General features: G+C 41.2%; 14 protein-coding genes. 6 read left to right on the forward strand and 8 right to left on the reverse strand.

Going from position 1 to position 18333, the window contains the following annotated elements; genetic code table 11:
* Positions 1 to 43: 43 nt before the first annotated feature.
* The gene (locus tag ACWATR_RS24220; protein ID WP_012412419.1) at positions 44 to 763 is read right to left on the reverse strand and encodes a Crp/Fnr family transcriptional regulator; all 720 of its coding nucleotides are present in this window, start codon (positions 761 to 763) and stop codon (positions 44 to 46) included.
* A 525-nt stretch (positions 764 to 1288) separates the two neighbouring features.
* Between ACWATR_RS24220 and ACWATR_RS24225 the strand changes: the two genes are divergently transcribed.
* Positions 1289 to 2017 (forward strand): DALR anticodon-binding domain-containing protein, encoded by a 729-nt coding sequence (locus tag ACWATR_RS24225; RefSeq protein WP_460338091.1) that lies wholly within the window; start codon positions 1289 to 1291, stop codon positions 2015 to 2017.
* A gap of 179 nt (positions 2018 to 2196) precedes the next feature.
* On the opposite strand, the gene ACWATR_RS24230 is transcribed toward ACWATR_RS24225, so the two are convergent.
* Both ACWATR_RS24230 and ACWATR_RS24235 read right to left on the reverse strand, forming a co-directional pair.
* Positions 2197 to 3066, reverse strand: coding sequence for a Cof-type HAD-IIB family hydrolase (locus tag ACWATR_RS24230; RefSeq protein ID WP_460338093.1), 870 nt, complete (start codon positions 3064 to 3066; stop codon positions 2197 to 2199).
* A 255-nt stretch (positions 3067 to 3321) separates the two neighbouring features.
* Positions 3322 to 4029, reverse strand: a complete 708-nt coding sequence (locus ACWATR_RS24235; protein ID WP_460338095.1) for a choice-of-anchor E domain-containing protein — start codon at positions 4027 to 4029, stop codon at positions 3322 to 3324.
* Between the two features lie 550 nt (positions 4030 to 4579).
* On the opposite strand from ACWATR_RS24235, the gene polA reads away from it, so the two are divergent.
* Both polA and ACWATR_RS24245 read left to right on the forward strand, forming a co-directional pair.
* On the forward strand, positions 4580 to 7525 hold the full coding sequence (gene polA / locus ACWATR_RS24240; RefSeq protein ID WP_460338097.1) for a DNA polymerase I: 2946 nt from the start codon (positions 4580 to 4582) through the stop codon (positions 7523 to 7525).
* Positions 7526 to 7667: 142 nt separating this feature from the next.
* Positions 7668 to 8594 carry an ABC transporter substrate-binding protein gene (locus ACWATR_RS24245; RefSeq protein WP_460338099.1) on the forward strand — a complete coding sequence of 309 codons (927 nt, stop codon included), beginning with the start codon at positions 7668 to 7670 and terminating at the stop codon, positions 8592 to 8594.
* A gap of 151 nt (positions 8595 to 8745) precedes the next feature.
* Here the strand turns inward: ACWATR_RS24245 and ACWATR_RS24250 are convergent, their stop codons facing one another.
* The 4 genes from ACWATR_RS24250 to ACWATR_RS24265 form a co-directional block, all read right to left on the reverse strand.
* Positions 8746 to 9714 (reverse strand): FTR1 family iron permease, encoded by a 969-nt coding sequence (locus tag ACWATR_RS24250; protein ID WP_460338102.1) that lies wholly within the window; start codon positions 9712 to 9714, stop codon positions 8746 to 8748.
* 128 nt (positions 9715 to 9842) lie between these two features.
* Entirely contained in the window at positions 9843 to 10277 is a 435-nt protein-coding gene (locus tag ACWATR_RS24255; RefSeq protein ID WP_181929404.1) for a ferritin-like domain-containing protein, read from the reverse strand.
* A 172-nt stretch (positions 10278 to 10449) separates the two neighbouring features.
* Positions 10450 to 11487, reverse strand: a complete 1038-nt coding sequence (locus ACWATR_RS24260) for a helix-hairpin-helix domain-containing protein (protein WP_460338104.1) — start codon at positions 11485 to 11487, stop codon at positions 10450 to 10452.
* Between the two features lie 266 nt (positions 11488 to 11753).
* On the reverse strand, positions 11754 to 12779 hold the full coding sequence (locus ACWATR_RS24265; protein WP_460338106.1) for a multicopper oxidase domain-containing protein: 1026 nt from the start codon (positions 12777 to 12779) through the stop codon (positions 11754 to 11756).
* A gap of 593 nt (positions 12780 to 13372) precedes the next feature.
* Here ACWATR_RS24265 and cofH point away from each other — a divergent pair.
* The 3 genes from cofH to ACWATR_RS24280 all read left to right on the forward strand — a co-directional run bounded on the left by cofH (position 13373) and on the right by ACWATR_RS24280 (position 17283).
* Positions 13373 to 14518, forward strand: a complete 1146-nt coding sequence (cofH, locus tag ACWATR_RS24270; RefSeq protein WP_460338108.1) for a 7,8-didemethyl-8-hydroxy-5-deazariboflavin synthase subunit CofH — start codon at positions 13373 to 13375, stop codon at positions 14516 to 14518.
* A 151-nt stretch (positions 14519 to 14669) separates the two neighbouring features.
* On the forward strand, positions 14670 to 15074 hold the full coding sequence (gene psb27, locus ACWATR_RS24275) for a photosystem II protein Psb27 (protein WP_176726911.1): 405 nt from the start codon (positions 14670 to 14672) through the stop codon (positions 15072 to 15074).
* A 706-nt stretch (positions 15075 to 15780) separates the two neighbouring features.
* Positions 15781 to 17283 (forward strand): family 10 glycosylhydrolase, encoded by a 1503-nt coding sequence (locus ACWATR_RS24280; protein ID WP_460340645.1) that lies wholly within the window; start codon positions 15781 to 15783, stop codon positions 17281 to 17283.
* Positions 17284 to 17383: 100 nt separating this feature from the next.
* Here the strand turns inward: ACWATR_RS24280 and ACWATR_RS24285 are convergent, their stop codons facing one another.
* Entirely contained in the window at positions 17384 to 17986 is a 603-nt protein-coding gene (locus tag ACWATR_RS24285) for a molybdenum cofactor guanylyltransferase (RefSeq protein WP_460338110.1), read from the reverse strand.
* Between the last annotated feature and the right edge of the window lie 347 nt (positions 17987 to 18333).

Consider the following 18333-nt stretch of genomic DNA (forward strand, 5'->3'; position numbering starts at 1 on the left):
CACTCAAGACAGAGTGGCGGAAATCGCCGCTCTGAACTCTGCCTTAACCAGCTCTATTAATCGATTCTGCTGGCAAGCAGATTAGATTATCCCCTTGAGTCAGGATTAAGCCACGTTGACGTAGCTTACCCATCAAGCGGGTGACGGTGACACGAGTGGAACCAATCGCGCTACCAATTTGGGCATGGGTTAGGGGAAAGGGCAGACAATAACCGCGAATCACATCAGGATCAGTGTCGCTCATTGCTGGCTCTCCATATTCCTCAATTAACAATGTGAGAAATCCTAAGAGTCGGTCAATTGTGCGGCGTTGTCCCAAGGCACTCAGCCACAGCAGCTTACGCTGGTGCTGATACCTAAAAGCATCCATAACTTCGCGACGAAAGTGAGGCCAATTGTCTAAATCGTGCCAGTACATCCACAGCACCGCAGTTTGATCAACGTGGGCGTAAGCCTGGAGTGTGAATGGTGATTGAGCAACAATTTCAAATGGCTGTCCCGCTCCCACAAAACCCAAGAACGCTTCTTCTGGAGTTCTGTTGATTCGTCGAGACGTTAGCTGACTAGCAGTCGCACTAACTTGTGCGGTTCCTACCATACGGATCGCACCCCTTTGCACCAAATACAGCAATCCAGGCCGGGCTGGAATGCGCTCATCTTTGCTAAAGGTGCGGCAGCGGTAGTGTTCTTGAGCCCAGTCAAGAATGCGTTGCCAAGTCAAAAAAGGCCGTGATGCCTCAGAAAAGGAGGATGGAGATTGCATAGGTAACAAAGAGCGTTCGGCTGAAGACAAAGACGTAAATAAAAGGGTGCAAGGAGTGTCTTTGTGTTGGCGAGGCAGGCTTAACGCCTAACAGCGCCAGCCAATCCAAAGAATAGAAAGCAAATTACTCTCTACTCTTTTGTTATACTTCCTACTGTACAATGATGGTAGTAAAGTTTACTTACTATTCATCGATTATTCATCAAATTTTATCCTCTTCTCATTTTTCTTCATCTAAATTAAATTTATACCGCAAGATAGATGACAGAAATGTAACAAATATATCTTACATGCTGATTTAAGAAATATTACGTGCATTATAAATTACCAATTAGCAAATATACATCAATAAAGCTGCTAGTGTACAGTTATTTAATAAAAACACTAAGCATTGATACTTACAAAGCAGAAAACGAATGCATAAAAGATGAGAAAATTCCTCTATATAAAGGTAGAGATGATCATAGAGTTTTATACATCTCAAGTGTGTCCCTGCGACTATCAAAATCTCAGAATCGAAAAGCAATGGAGCTTGCCAGTGCGATCGCCTCAGATATATCAGGGATCTGTGGCGACGTTTTTAGCGTCCAAATAGTTCCCCCTGGTTGGATACATTTTGAACTAACTCACTCAACCTTAGCGACTTGGTTACAAAGTCTCGCAGTCGGGAGTTCGGGGGGAGAGGGGGAGATGGGGGGCAGGGAGCAGGGAGCAGGGAGAGAAATCAATTCAAAATTCAAAATTCAAAATTCAAAATTAAACAACTTCTGCCTCCTGCCTCCTGCCTCCTCAGCGCCCAATTCTTTATTTGCTGTTCAATATGCTCACGCACGCTGCTGTTCCCTAGTGCTTTTAGCTCATCGAGAGGGGTTGATTAAACTTAGAGAACCAGTTCCAAATACTAGTTCAGCTTTTTGGGATGTTATCTCTCCTAACCCTCTACCTTGGCTTAATTGTGACGGAACACTGCGGTTAAATCACCCAGATGAGCGTCAGCTAATTGGCGAGTTAATACAAGTGATAGACGATATGGAGTGCCCTGATGTTAACGGTTCTGTTAAATGGGAAAAAGTGGCGCTGAATTTGAGCCAAGCTTTTGAAAAGTTCTGGTCTAATTGCCGGATTTGGGGTGAGGTAAAAATTAAATCACCAGAGTTAGCCCAAGCCAGACTCGGATTGCTCATGGCTACTCAGTCAGTATTAAGATTTGTCCTAGAGGAAAACCTGGGTGTTTTTGCGCCTGTGGAGTTATAAATCGGTAATGTCGCTTAGGTAAAAATAAAAACTTTAATATAGCTATTGACTCAATGCACCACCTCGGCTACATTAGCAGGTGTGTGAGGAGCGAACCAGCTAGGGCACCGAGACGAAACACGGCCAGTCGTCGGTGTCCTTTCTGATTTATATGGGTTAGGTTTAAAGAAGTGCCCTCACTACAGTAAAAACTTTTCAATTGCGACTGCTGCCCCATCTTCTTCTACGCTAGGAGCTACCCACCTAGCGATCGCTTGTACCGCTGCTGGTGCGTTGCCCATAGCTACACCAAGTCCAACATACTCCAGCATTTCCACATCATTGAAGTTATCACCAATGGCCATAACATTGGCTAACTGTAATCCTAATAATTCTTCGGCTAGGTAACGTACAGCAGTACCCTTATTCACAGAGGCGTTCGTTGCTTCAAAAAAGGTAGCAACAGATGTTGTCAGATAAAGTTCAGCGGGTGTGTATTGGCGGCGCAAATTTCCTAATAGCTTGTCAATCACATCAGTGTCATCACACAAAGCAAGAATTTTTGTCGGTTCATTCGTTAAGGCTTGACGCAAATCACCCACAGGAATCGGCGTGATACCAGAACGTTCTGCATACATTTGGGTTTCTCTGGTTAACTCACGGACGTATAGCTGATCATTGATGTAAAAGTGGACAGATAGAAGCGATCGCAACTCAGGTTGTTCAAAATAGTCGAGTAACTGGTGGGCAATTTCCCTGGAAACAACCCAATGACGATGAATTTTTTGGGTGTTCGGGTCTTGAATCCAGGCTCCCTGATAAGCCATTAATGGTAGTGTAGAGCCGATGTTTTGGTGAAAGTGTAAAGCTGAACGATACATTCGACCGGTAGCGATCGCCACTTGAATTCCTCGTGCTTGCGCTGCAAGAATAGCTTGCTTGACACCTGTACTAATGGTGTTAGAGTGTCCGGCGATCGTGCCATCTATATCCAAAACTAGTAGTTTAATGTCTTTTGCAACAGCCTGATGATCGGTAGATGCCAAATGTGTGGCAGATACTTTCTGCATAATTTCCTAGATTTTAACTTCCAGTAAGAGGTTAACAGGCTGTAGCGACCAGTGGGGAATAGTAGAAAAAATTGGCTTCTCTAGTCAACCAAATTTCCATACTGTGAGGATGCTGTGTTACACAATTAAATTGTTAAAATTCTGGCTAATAGGCGCAATAAAAAACCCGATTCTCGAAAAAATCGGGCATTTTTATTTAAATTAAATAGACTGACTGATAGATGGGATGGTAAAAACCTACCTATTCAAAAAAATCTATGAATTAGGCATCTTGAGCCAGCTTTTTTTGCGTTGTGACAACAGACAAAGCCCAGCAATTAAACCAACTCCAAGAGTGGCAGAGGGTTCTGGTACTGATTTCACATCATCGTAGTTATAAGTTACTTTGATACCTGATTTGGCATAAGTATCAACATAGGATCTAATGTTGCCCGATCCTGAAACTACTGATTCAGCTAAAGCTGTGAACAAAAAGTCTATATTGCCATTACCAATGAATGACTGCAAGAATTGCGTATTAGTGAAAGACTGTATACCCGATTGTGTGGCAGTTAAGTTAGAAACAGTCTTTCCAGAGGTGCCACTATAATCAGTGATACCATCATATTTAGCAGTTTGGTAACTGTAACTATATCCTGGATTGAGTGCAAATAGAGACTGATTATTTAGTTGTAAGCTGAATTCGCTGGTGAGATTTAATGCCACCAGGCTCGCCGTTTGACTCCTATTTTCAAAACCTGCATTTCCAAGGATATCGCCAGTAAATTCTATTGTTACACCTTGAAGTGTGCCTAAAGATGAGTCAAACTTTTGGACGCTCAGTGGTGCTTCAATGATATCTGTCAAATCGTAATTAATGGAACTAGTGTACGAGAGAGAAGCTGCATTAGCTACTCCAGAAGTCGCAACGATTCCTGCCAAAGTTGTGGCAGCAGCTAGAGTGTTGAATAGTTTTGTTGTCATGATGGAGATGCTTTTCTGAAACGAATCATTACGGGATTACTAACTTATTTCTAACTCTGAAAATTTGCTTGTAGTCTTGATAAATACACGTAACTTTATGTAAAGTTATTATGTTTAAGTTCCTTCGACAAATAGACTTTTTGATTGGTATATATAAAGTTTTGTTAAGGCAAAGAGGCTTTGATAGGGTAATATTATGTCGAAAAATTAAGCTAGTTTTTGTTGGTTCCTGAGATGTAAGCTAGGTCAACCTAATTAAACATAAAAGGTTCAGGAGATAGATCCCCGACTTATCACCAGAAGTCGGGGATCTAGTTACTATCTGGTTAGTATGTTTATACTCACGTACTTAATTGGGCTAGTATCCCTGCTAAAAGTTGGTTCTACTTGGCTTCCGTACTAAAGCTACAAATGCGTAGACATCGCTTTGTCTAAAATGATATGTAAGAGCAATTGGTACGTAAAAATTGGGCTATTGTCGCCAAAGCCAAGCTAAACGAGCATCTGAAATTGCTAACTATGTGACAAGGCTTCTGGCTAAAATAGGGCTATGTCTGAAACTTTCACTTCTGCAACTGCAACACGCCCCACGTTCATCCTCGTAGATGGACACTCCTTGGCTTATCGTTCATACTTTGCTTTCGCCAAAGGGCGAGATGGAGGACTGCGTACCAAAACGGGGATTCCTACCAGTATATGTTTTGGTTTTGTGAAGTGCCTGTTGGAGGTAATGGCAACACAACAGCCTGAAGCAATGGCGATCGCTTTTGATTTGGCTGAGGCAACTTTTCGCCACGAAGCCGACGAGACTTATAAAGCCGATCGCCCGGAAACGCCAGAAGACTTCATTCCCGACTTAGCAAACCTGCATGAGTTGCTGAATGGCTTCAATCTACCCTTTTTCACTGCCCCTGGTTTTGAGGCTGATGATGTTTTGGGAACCTTAGCACAGCGAGTAACTGCTGCTGGGTATAGGGTGAAGATACTGACTGGCGATCGCGATTTATTTCAACTAATCGACTCTGACAAAGAAATTACTGTTCTGAATTTTAGTCCAGATGCTCTAAAACGCTCCACAAATAGCATCACAGAATTTGAAGCAGAACAAGTCAAAGAGAAGATGGGCGTTTTCCCTTCACAAATTGTTGATTTCAAAGCTCTTTGTGGTGATAAATCAGATAATATTCCTGGTGTCAAGGGAATTGGAGAAAAAACTGCGGTACAACTGCTGAATACATACGGTTCACTTGAAAATGTTTATGCTGCCTTAGATGAAATTAAAGGTGCAACTCAGAAAAAACTGGCAGCGGGTAAAGAAGATGCCGAGAAGTCTCGCTATTTGGCAACTATAGTTTTAGATGTTCCGATAGAATTTAATTTAGAAGATTGCAAATTAAAAGGCTTTGATACAAGCGTCTTATCACCAATTTTAGAAAAATTAGAATTTAAGTCTTTTTTAGGCAGGATAAACGACCTTCAGCAGCGTTTTGGTGGCAAAGTTGAAGAAAAGCAAGAAACTAAAACAGACGTAAATAATTCCAAGTCTACTAACTCAGAATTCAGTGGTGATGAAGATAATGATTTGTGGTTTTTCAGTGCTAGTGATACAGCAGCAGTTCCACAACAATCGACTTCTCCAATTACACCACGTATCATCAATACCGAAGCTAAATTAACTGAGTTAGTGAAAATTTTGCAAAAATTCACTAATCTAGAAACACCCGTTGCTTGGGACACTGAAACTACCGCTTTAGAACCAAGAGATGCTGAGTTAGTAGGAATTGGTTGCTGTTGGGGAATGGAACCAGATGAGGTGGCCTATATTCCTGTGGGGCATAAAACTGGAGAAAATTTGCATAAAGATTTGGTGTTAGAAGTATTACGCCCAATTCTCGAAAGTGCGGATTATCCAAAAGCTTTACAAAATGCCAAATTTGACCGATTAGTTCTCAGGTGTCAAGGAATTAATTTGGCGGGTGTAGTGTTTGATCCCATGCTGGCAAGTTACATTCTAAATCCCGATTCAAGTCATAACTTGATGGATTTGTCGCAGCGATATTTGGGATTGATAGCTAAAAGTTACTTAGATTTAGTTCCTAAAGGCAAAACTATCGCTGATATAGATATTCCGGCTGTCGCTGATTACTGCGGGATGGATGCCTATTCTACCTTTGGTTTAGTGGCAAAATTGCGTGAGGATCTGGAGAAAATTCCGTCTTTGTCTAAGCTGTTAGCAGAAGTGGAACAGCCACTAGAAGCAGTTTTAGCCGAAATGGAATACACAGGTGTTCGTATTGATTCAGCTTATTTGCAAGAACTTTCACAGCATTTAGAAACTGAGTTAGCCAGGTTAAAAGAGGAAGCAACTGAAATAGCTGGAGAAAATTTTAACTTAGGTTCTCCTAAACAATTGAGCCAAATATTGTTTGAAAAGCTGGGGTTAAGCACCAAACATTCTCGTAAAATACAAACGGGCTTCTCTACAGACGCAGCAACACTAGAAAGACTTCAAGAAGACGATAACACTGGGTTTGTTGAGGCGATCATTGAGTATCGTACTCTATCTAAATTAAAGTCTACTTATGTTGATGCATTACCTGCATTGGTGCGTCCAGATACCCAGCGAGTACATACTGATTTTAATCAAGCAGCGACATCAACTGGTAGGTTATCTTCTTCTAATCCGAATTTACAAAATATTCCCATTCGTACAGCTTTTAGTCGCCAAATTCGTAAGGCATTTTTGCCAGAATCTGGTTGGTTAATGGTGGCTGCTGATTACTCACAAATTGAATTACGAATTTTGGCTCATTTGAGTCAAGAGCCGATATTAGTGCAAGCATATCAGCAAAATGAAGATGTTCATACTGTTACCGCGCGGTTAGTATTTGAAAAAGAAAATATCACCTCAGAAGAACGAGGGATGGCAAAAACTATCAATTTTGGCGTGATTTATGGAATGGGTTCTCTCAGGTTTTCGCGCTCAACTGGGATAGATAAAAACATTGCCAACGAGTTCATTAAGCGGTTTAATGAACGATATCCAAAAGTTTTTGCATATTTAGAACGAGTGAAAAAAGAAGCGATCGCACTTGGTTATGTAGAAACTATTTTTGGTCGCCGTCGTTACTTTGATTTTACTAATAACAGTTTACGTAAATTAAAAGGCAGTAATCCAGAAGATATTGATCTGAGTAAATTGAAGAATTTAGGTGCTTATGATGCAGGTTTACTACGCTCTGCTGCTAATGCACCAATTCAAGGTTCTAACGCTGATATTATCAAAATTGCAATGGTGAGATTGCATGAGGTTCTGAAGAACTATCAGGCGCGTTTGTTGTTGCAAGTTCACGATGAATTAGTGTTTGAAATCCCCACTCATGAGTGGGAAGAATTACAACTACAAATTAAATCGGTGATGGAAAACGCAGCGAATTTGAGTGTGCCTTTGCTTGTGGAGGCGCGTGTCGGTGACAATTGGATGGAGACGAAGTAAGTTTAACTGGGGATTGGAAAAATTACATTAATAATTCGTAATTCGTAATTCGTAATTCGTAATTCAACTGATAGCATCATTAGTAATTACGAATTACGAATGCTAATGTTATACCATTCTCACTCATATAAGGAATTTTAATATGCATCGTCGTTGGCTCTTATCTGCTTTAGCAATTTTGTTGAGTATAGTTTTAGTTGCTTGCACTACTGCAAATACTCAGCAACCACAAACCAAAGTGGAAAATACCACTGAGGCGACTAACGCGAACTCTCAACAATTATCAAAAGGCTCGGCAAAAAGAGTTGTTACTCTTTCTTCTCTTTCTGCTGATATTATCTCTCGACTCGAACCAACAAAAATTGTTGGAATTACTGGGAGTAAATTATTTAAGAATGATTCAAGATTCAAGGATATTCCCCGCGTTAGCGAAGGTCAAAGTCCGCCAAATTTAGAGAAAGTGGTAGCACTAAAACCAGATTTAGTTATTGGTGCTGAAGGTTTTTCTAACATCCCAATTCAAAAACTTCAGCAGCTAGGAATTTCGACTTTGCTCACTAAGGTGAATAGCTGGGAATCTCTAGAAGAACTTACTAAAAAGCTGGCTGAGTTAATTAATGCCGATCCTCAGCCTTTATTAAATCGTTATAAAACTTTCTTGCCAGATAAGCCAACTCAGAGTCCTTCTACTCTAGCGCTGGTTAGTCGTCAACCAATTCTAGCGCCGAATAAAAACAGTTGGGCAGGGGATTTACTGGCGAAATTCCAGGCGAAAAATATAGCAGCAGATTTACAAGGAAAAAGCCCAGTTGGTGGTTACGTGACGCTTTCGGCTGAGAAAGTTTTAGAAGCAAATCCAGAGGTGATAATTTTAGTTAATCCTCCACAAGGAAATTCTGAAGTAGCGCTTTTAGATTCTTTGAAAAAGGAAGCTTTTTGGCAGAAATTGCAAGCAACTAAAAATAACCGAGTCTATGTGTTTGATTATTTTGGTCTGGTAAATCCAGGTAGTATAGATGCAATCGAAAAGGCTTGTCAGCAGCTTAAGCAAGCGTTGTTTGCACCATAGGGTACTTAGCTCAATAAATATAATTTAAAATCCTGTTTTAGGTTCTATTTTGAAATGCTTGTCATTCATGAATAGGGGAGCGGAGCCTCCCAATAGGAATTCCCAGTCTCTGACTGGGAACTAGGCAAGAAATATAAAATCGACTGTGCTTTTAATCTTTTGCAGGACTAATTGGTTTTTGACCAAAGGGGATATTCTTTTTACCTTCAGGAGAAGCACCCCCAAGACTGCGGAAATACAGTCCTCCAATGGTGAGTAAAAATGTCACGTATCCTACTGCTTGCACAAGATAGAGATTGTCTCTATAACCAAATAAAGATTTGAGAATAATCCCAGGAAACTGTTCGTCAGGTAAGATTGTGGAAGTATTGGAAACCATTGGCCCCAAAATACAAGAGTGGACTTTTGTAAAATGTTCGTAATAGAAACAAAGGTTTTCTGTAGCGCGACTGCTAAGGGCAAGGTTAGCCACAGCTTCGTCAAAATGTTTTAAGGCTGAAACTACCAACCCAGCGACAATCAACACTAATAAAACGCCCATTACCTGGAAAAACTGACGGATGTTAATTTTGACACCCCATTTAAATAGCAGCACTCCAATAGCGGATGCCGTTACCAAACCAGCAATAGCGCCCAACGCTGGCATTAATCCCTGTTGAAAATTAGCTGCAACAAATAGAACAGTTTCAAAGCCTTCGCGGACAACGGCAATTAAAATTAAGGTAAAAACACCCCAACCAGCATTTGAGTTTTGTGTCAGCGCTTCTGTTACTGCTCCCTCAACTGTCGCTTTCATGAATCTGGCTTGTTTAGTCATCCAGATTAGCATCCAACTGAGCATTGCGATCGCTAATACACTAAATACACCTTCCAAAGCTGGCTCAACTACAGTGGTGTATTGAGGATTTGCAGCTCCCAGTATTTGAATTATCCAACTGAATAACACGCCTATTAAGGCACTCACGACAATGCCAACGCCGACACCAGCATATACCCAAGAATTGAGTCGGGATTGTTTAGCTTTTTTCAGCAAAGCTAGTACAATACCAACAACAAGGGCAGCTTCCACTCCTTCTCGAAGTGTTATTACAAAAGTAGGTAGAGCAGTACTAAAATTCATCTTTTGTCCTTTGTCTTTTGTCCTTTGTCATTAGTCCCTTGTCATTAGTCCTTTGTCCTTTGTTTTTGTCTAATGACTAATGACTAATAACCAATGACTAATGACCAATGACTAAGGACTAATGACTATTAACTAAAATCGCGTAGCATCTTTTTCAATTCGAGATTATGCATCTCTTCTTGTCCAATCATACCGCGTGCGAATTCTTCAAGGTAAATGCTGGCATTGGTGACAGTTTCGAGCAATTTTTTATACAGTTCCAATGCCTTTTTTTCATGGGATAAACTTTCTTCCAAGATATCCTTGACTTTATGCTGATAAGTTTCTTCCATTGGGGCAATTTTCAGGGAGGGATGCCCATCTAAACCGGTAAGAATTTCTCCCACTTGTTCGGCATGAAGTAAAGATTCACTTGCCTGTGCTTTAAAAAAAGCCACAATTGGAATACGGTTAGGGCCAGTTACCATCAAAGAATAATGTGTGTAGCGCACTACTCCTGCTAGTTCAAATTCCATGATGGCGTTGAGCAGGTCAATAGTCTTTTTATGGTCAAGTTCTTGCATCAGCTGTTAGTTCAAGTAACGAAGAGAATGTAATTAGTTGGGAGTTAGAAGTTAGGAGTTAGAAGTTAGGAGTTTGGGACTCATAACTCATAACTCATAACTCGTAATTCATAACTCTTAACTCTTAACTATTTTAAACTCCTTACCCTATACTTCCCATTAAATCAAAATGTTATTGCTGTGCTTGGGTATTGGATTTGTCAACGACTTTTTGAGAGTTTTCCTCAATGGTTTTCACCAGTTTGGTAACATCATTAGGTGTTTTGACTGCTTTCGCTGGTGGTATGGCGGTGGGCCAAACTTTTATGAGTTCAGCGAAACTAGCATCGATCGCTTTGTGTGCTTCGGGATTTGCTTGAGCTACTTGACTAGAAATTCCTTTGTATAAATCATTGGCGTAAACAACAAAACCACGGGAGTCTTGATACTCAATTGGTGCGGTTATTTTACCATCTGCGATCGCAGCGCCATATTCGGAGTTAGCTGAATCTAGCAATTCGTTAATCACCTGTAGTACAAATCCTGGTTTTGAGCGTTCGTCTGCTGGCAAAGCTGCGATTGCTCCATCAACTGCTTGCACTGAAGAGGTAAAGTTAGTTTTAATTTTGCTATCCTTTGGACTAGATTTCACTAAATCTTGCAAACTTACCAAAGTTGTCTTAAATTCTTTAACTTTGCGCTCATTAAGTTGATCTTCTACGTCAACGTAAATCTCCTCAACTGGATGCCCAATATGAGGTTCTGCCTGTTTCGGCTGGTTCTGATCAAGAAGTTCTCGTGCTACTAAAAGATGCCCTTTCATTAAGCCTAATTTAGACATATAGTCAACATCTTTTGCCTCACCTGTGAGTACTACTTCTTGAACACCAACCTGGTCTTTAATTTGGTCGAACTGTTCTTGAGTAATTACTTTTTTAGTAACTAAATCTTCTGGGCTACCATAAGGACGAGCTGCCTGGATTTTGTTCGATAAAGCTGGGATACCTAGCTTGGCTTCAAACTTATCCAATTCTGACAATATAGCGCTGTTAATGTTAATTTTTTCTTTGCCACCGTGACCAGTATGAGTGTTATTACTTGCTGCCTCTGTAGCTTGAGGGCTAGCAACTGGTGTCGATGGATTTTCTGCGGTCGGTGTACTAGTACAGGAACTCAAGGTAACTATTAATGCTGCTGCTGCTGTTAAACAGATATAACGAAGTTTTATCATTTTTGCTTCTCACACAACTTAAAAGGTATTAATTGAAAAATTTCAAACTATTACTAGTGGTCTGTCAAATTCATTGTGACGGTTAGAGAGACGCGATAAATCGCCGTCTCTACAGGGAATTTATCCATCAATTATTTATTGACAGACTACTAGGATCTAGTTTGTTTGACAGATTGTCATAGATTTTACTGTTGCATATAATGATATTTTTTATCAACTATTCTCTAAAATTTTCATGAATTAATTACGAATACTAAATAATATTGTCAGGAGTTTTTCATAGGATTTTGGGAGATCCTCTCAGCAAGTACGTCAAATTGACCCATGCAACCGTTTTCTGCGATCGCATCCTGATGGGGATGGAACATATATTTACCTGGATAGCGAAAAGCAAATTCTAAGATGTGCCTTTCTGCTACACCCATCGTAATCACATCACTTTTTTCGCTAGGAGTCATACTCATGCCATAGCGATAGACATCAAAGAAGTTGGCGTGGAGATGAAACGTTACTGCCGGATCGTATTCAATGATGTTGAGGACATATAGTCGAATCAACTGATCTTTGTAAATCCCAATGGGATGATGCATGTAATAGTGGGGCAGACCATTGAAGGCGTAATAGTCATTATGGCTATCATCATTCACGTCATACCCACCCATCACTAATACGATTTCATCAGCCGGGGGACGGGGAGTAGGTGGATCGATGATGAACATTCCGTACAGTCCCTTAGCGATGTGGCGGGTGACTGGTTCGATGTGGCAGTGGTATAAGTGAACCCCATAAGGTTCAGCATCAAATTCGTAAATCGTGGCTTTGCCGTTGCTAACTGGGCGAATACCATCCATTTCTGCTGGATGAACACCATGAAAATGTAAAGAGTGAGAATGCCCCGCGTTGTTGAGAAATAATACCCGGATGCGATCGCCTTGTTTTGCCCGTAGCGTTGGCCCTGGTATCCGACCGTTTAAATCCCAGATGTTGTAAGAGACAGCACTATTGAGTTTTATGATGGAAGTACCCGCAGTTAACTGAAATTCCCGGATAGTCCGCCCATTTTCTTGCTTCACCGTCCCATAATCAAAATCCCTTAACATCTTCATCGGGTTAGTAACGTCGTCTGGTGCTTCTATATTGAGTGGTGGCACTTTGACGATTGACTGACTTTGTAGATTTAGTATCTGCCAAAGTCCAGCTGCACCAGTTACTCCAGCACCTGCTAGGCCCAGCTTCAGTAATTGACGGCGGCTCCACGGTTTTCCGTTACCCAGAGCGGAGTTGTTGGGCATGACATTTAATTACGGTTAGCGCCAAAAAGAATTGCAAAAGATTTTCAATTGCTTTTAAATATTAGAGGAATTAATAATTATTGTCAATAATTTTATAGTGCTTCAAAATTGCTACTGAAGTTATTAAATCTAGGTAAAGTGAGAATTAGTAGCTGAAAAATCCAGCCAAATTTCCGGAATTTTAACGCTATTCATCCTATAAATAATATTGAGAGAAAACTAACTGTTTCATGCTTGTTGTTAATATATTTATTACCTTGTCAGTACTTAGAGTACAGACAATGAGTATAATAGCACCTTGGATATAAACGCCAGCAAGTAAGTAGCGTTAATCTGTAGTGTATTTAATTGGTTTATAAACAATATAAATCGCGGCTAAATAAATTTTGATAAGCATTTTTAGGTTTTATTAAAAAATATTATTTAATACTAGTCTTACCAAAAGTTTAGGGAAATTTTAAACCAATAGTTATCACTTAGATAGACTCTCATTCATACTGAATTCTGACTGGAGGCGGAGCGTCTCTGGCTCCGCTCCTGAGTTCTGAATTATTGTTGATAAAATTAAGATTTACTCAGAAATTAAGAAAGTAATGCTAACAAAAATTGCTGTTGAAAAGATTCTGGAACGTGCCTTGATGGGGTACGACTTATCTCCCGAAGAGGGGGTGGTATTGTTACAACAAACTGACCCGGAGGCGATCGCAGCAATACGTACTACATCCGATACACTTCGCCAAACACAGGCAGGCGATACTGTCACCTATATAATTAACCGCAATATCAACTTTACTAACATTTGTGAGCAGCACTGTAGTTTTTGTGCTTTTCGTCGAGATGATGGTGATACCGATGCATACTGGCTAGATTCGGCGCAAATTTTGGAAAAAGCGACAGATGCAGTGCGCCGAGGTGCGACGGAAATCTGTATGCAGGGGGGATTAAATCCGCAAGCGCAGGTAAACGGCAAATCTTTGCCCTATTATCTCAAGGTCGTAGAAACGATTAAACAGGAATTTCCCCAGATACATCTCCACGCATTCTCTCCCCAGGAAGTGCAATTTATCGCCAGACTTGACGGACTTGAATATGCTGATGTGATTACTGCTTTGTGCGATGCTGGTGTTGGTTCAATGCCGGGAACAGCAGCGGAAGTGTTAGACGATGAAGTAAGGCGGATACTATGTCCAGAGAAGATTAATACAGCCACTTGGCTAGAAATTGTCAGCACCGCTCATAAATTAGGATTGCATACCACTAGCACCATGTTATCTGGGCATATTGAAACCCACGAACAGCAAATCGGGCATTTAGAAAAATTGCGATCGCTCCAACAAACCGCCATCAATCAGGGATATCCAGCAAGGATTACAGAGTTTATTTTATTACCCTTCGTTGGGCAAGAAGCACCCAAATCCTTACGTCGTCGTGTCGGACGCGATCAACCAGTTTTGAGTGATGCACTACTTTTAGGGGCTGTGGCGCGGATTTACTTAGGTAATTGGATTCCTAACCATCAGCAGAGTTGGGTAAAACTGGGGCTTGCAGGTGCGACGGAAGCCTTAGTTTGGGGTTGCAACGATATCGGCGGCACATTGATGGAGGAACACATTACCACAATGGCAGGAGCTTTGGGCGGTACGTGTATGGAAGTGGAAACCTTGCAAGCTGCGATCGCTTCTTTAGGACGACCTTACCAACAACGGGAGACTCTTTATCAAAAAGTCATTAGTCATTAGTCATTGGTCATTAGTCATTGGTCATTAGTCATTTGTTATGGGGTATTCTCCTTGTCTCTCCCATCTCCCCACTCCCCACTCAGCACTCAATTGATCCCCAAGTTACCAATCCAAGATAGGATGGACGTTGATTTACGTATACTTTTACTTAATGCATATGAAGCGCTATTGGTCGCGTTTGCTTGCGCTGGTTTTGGTTGTAGCTATCGGCTTAATGGGCTGTTCTGGTAGTCCGGATAGTTTAAGTGGAGATTACCGCCAAGACACCTTGGCTGTAGTCAATATCATGAGACAAGCTTTAGAACTATCAGAAGATTCGCCAGACAAAGCAGCAATTCAAGCAGAAGCGCGTCAAAAAATAAATGACTTTTCAGCTCGTTACCAACGGGCTAACTCTGTTTCTGGTCTTGGCTCCTTTACAACCATACGAACAGCCCTCAACTCCCTGGCTGGACATTACAGTTCTTACCCAAACCGTCCCGTACCCGAAAAACTCAAAACTCGTCTAGAGAAAGAGTTACAGCAGGTAGAGACGGCACTGAATCGTGGCGGTTAACTATTAACTATTGCCTACTCAATCATCAAGAGTCAGGAGTCAAAACTTTTGACTCCTGACCGATGATGATGGAGTAATTTGTCAACTTGAAATAAACCTGAATTTTACATTTTTCACTAATTTTCACTAAATTAATTGACACTCTCTTAGCTAGAACCAGGATATTCTTGGTTAAAAATCTTACTCGTTTTGATAGGTTTTCACTAACTAAGGTAGAAGCATAACTTACCCAATAGCAGACTAAACTTACTCTCTATTCAGGTTTTTTATACTGCCATTTATGCATTCACCAAACTTAGCGATGAGTGCTGAGTGAATCTAAGAAGTATTCAATACTTGGTAAGAGCAACTCCCCTTGTGGGCGTTCCTTCAACTCAGCACTGGCTCAACGCACCGCTACCGCTAACAACACTTTTCATATTTTTCCATAAAAATACGGCAACACAAATAGGCCTTTGGGAGTCTTGAAAAAATAGGTTTCAAAACCCTTACAAATTAACTATAGAACTCCTACTGTGATTTTTTAAATATATGTAGAGTAAGCTTTGCCTACCAAAACCTGGATATGTGAGGCACAGTTATATCTAACATTACTTAAAATTTTTCACATATCATTTAGGATTCTTATATATAATTTGATACACGTTGCCCCTAATTATCTGGGTTGGGGTCAATGATTAATTATTGTGTTCATCTACTGGTAGGTATGTCTAACCGTCCCTTGAACGTTGGAAGATCAACATTATTATTTTGGCGGCGCCTATTCGCTGTTGTTTTTACTAGTAGTTCTTTGCTTCCCAACTTTGGGAGCCAACCAGCAAGGGCGCAAGTAACTGAGTATTGTCAGTTATCATCCGCGGCGGCGCAAGAAAAAGAAAACTTACGTTTATCAGCCCTCAAAGGCAACCAAAATGCTCAAACGCGTTACCAAAATATATTACAAAAACAAGCACAGGAATTAAAGAATTGCCGCACTCGAACTTGGCCGCAAGTCCAAGCCCTCTGGTTGCGCTTGTATCCTTGTGACATTCAGCCAGGAGCAATTGATCAGGTTATGGATCGGATTGTTAACCGTGGCTATAACCAAGTTTATTTAGAAGTATTTTACGACGGACAGGTATTATTACCAGCAACAGCCAACCCGACGGCTTGGCCTTCTGTGATTCGCACTCCAGGAGCAGAAAACATCGATATACTCACCACAGCAATAAAAAAAGGTCGAGAACGCGGTTTGAAGGTCTATGCCTGGATGTTTACGACAAATTTCGGTTATACTTACGCCCAGCGACCAGATAGAGAAGAAGCGATCGCTCGTAATGGTAAGGGTCAAACCAGCCTATATGTCGTAGATAACGGTTCTCAACTATTTATCGACCCCTACAACACGCAAGCGAAACGCGACTACTACCAATTAGTACAAGAAGTTTTGCGCCGTCGGCCAGATGGCTTGCTATTGGACTACGTGCGTTATCCCCGACAAGCTGGAAGTGATTCTATCGCCACCAAAGTTTCAGATTTATGGCTATTTAGTCCCGCAATCCAAGAAGCTTTATTTAAACGAGCACAAAATTATAAAGGGTTGGACTTAATTCGCCGCTTTTTGAGGAAGGGATTCGTCACTGGCACAGATATAACGGAAGTCGATAAACTTTATCCCCAGGAAGGAGAACCCCTCTGGCAAGGACGTATTACCACACCAGCGGAAAAATCAATCCGGTCTGCAACCGATAGACAACCACTTTTACAATGGGAGTTGTGGCAGCTTACTGTTGCCCACGCTATGCAAGGAATTTTAGATTTTGTCACCATAGCTAGTTACCCAGCAAAGCAGCAAGGTATTTCCACGGGAGTGGTGTTTTTCCCCGATGGTAATCAAACTGTAGGACAAGGTTATGATTCCCGTTTGCAGCCTTGGGATCGATTCCCCATTACATTAGAGTGGCATCCAATGGCTTATGGAACTTGCGGTAATGTCAGTTGTATTGTGGCGCAAGTGCAACGGGTTTTGAGTATGACTAAACCGGGTACTCAAGTTATTCCAGCTTTAGCCGGCAAATGGGGAGAATCAATTAGTAATCGTCCATCCCTGGAAGCGCAAATGCAAGCACTTCGCAAATTTTCTCCCCAATTGAAGGGAGTCAGCCATTTTGCCTATTCTTGGCAATACCCTCAGCATGATAACGATCGCAAATTCTGTCGCACTCAGTAAATAACAGAATTCAGGAGTCAGAATTCAGAATTCAGAAGGAAAATTTTCTTAATCTCTCTTATCCCACACTCATTGATTCTGAATTCTGTATCTTCTTCAATTAACTTAAAGCCAAGTCTTCTGGTGTATTACAGTTAAATAACATTTCGGGTTCTGCTAAAGGCAAAACTTCTACCGGATATTGCCGAAGCCACTGCTGAAACGATCGCCCCCCTTGGTTGATAAACTCTAGAAGTTGGGGCAAACAGCGACGGCGATAGAAACCACATAGAGGTTCCCAGCCTTTGGGATGATGAGCTAAAGCTGCGATCGCATTATCCCCCACGCCATCAAGTCTAGTTACCCAATCTTGCAACACCTCAACCCGCAACCTTGGTAAATCGCAAGCTAGCAGCAGCACCCATTCTGTCTGTACTTCGGCTAATCCTTGGGCAAAACCAACTAAAGGCCCGTGGGCTAAAGATTCTCCAGATAAAGGCACTTCTCGGATAAACTGACAACCAGGCAAAAACAAATCTTGATAGCGTTCCGGCCAGGGAGTTACTACATAAACAACATCAGCACAGTCTTTGGCAATCCCACAAACTCGTTGCAACAATGGCATCCCTTGAATGGGAATCAAGGCTTTATCTTGACCCATCCGAGAACTTTTACCGCCAGCTAACACAATGGCGGTTAATTTGCTACATGAGTTAATAGTCATTCGTCAACAAAAATATAGGTTAGAAATATATTTTGCACTTGTGTGCATCACTCGCCAGCGATTTAAATCGCTGGCTAATAGCCAAAGTCCATTGAAACTGACATCTTGCATCAATCCCAACAACCGCCTCAGAATGAATTCTGAGGCTAATAGCGAAAGTCTTCTAAAGAAGACTAACAAAGAGTTTCAGTCCACTTGAGTGGACTAGCTTTGCACTTCGAGTCTTGGCGGGCTAGAATGCCAATTGAAATGGACTAAAATTCTTGTTTAGTCCTCTAAAAGAGGACTTAAGCTATTAGCCAGGGGTTTATAACCCCTGGCGGTTGGGGATCTCAATAAGAATATTG

Source organism: Nostoc sp. UIC 10890 (assembly GCF_054786515.1).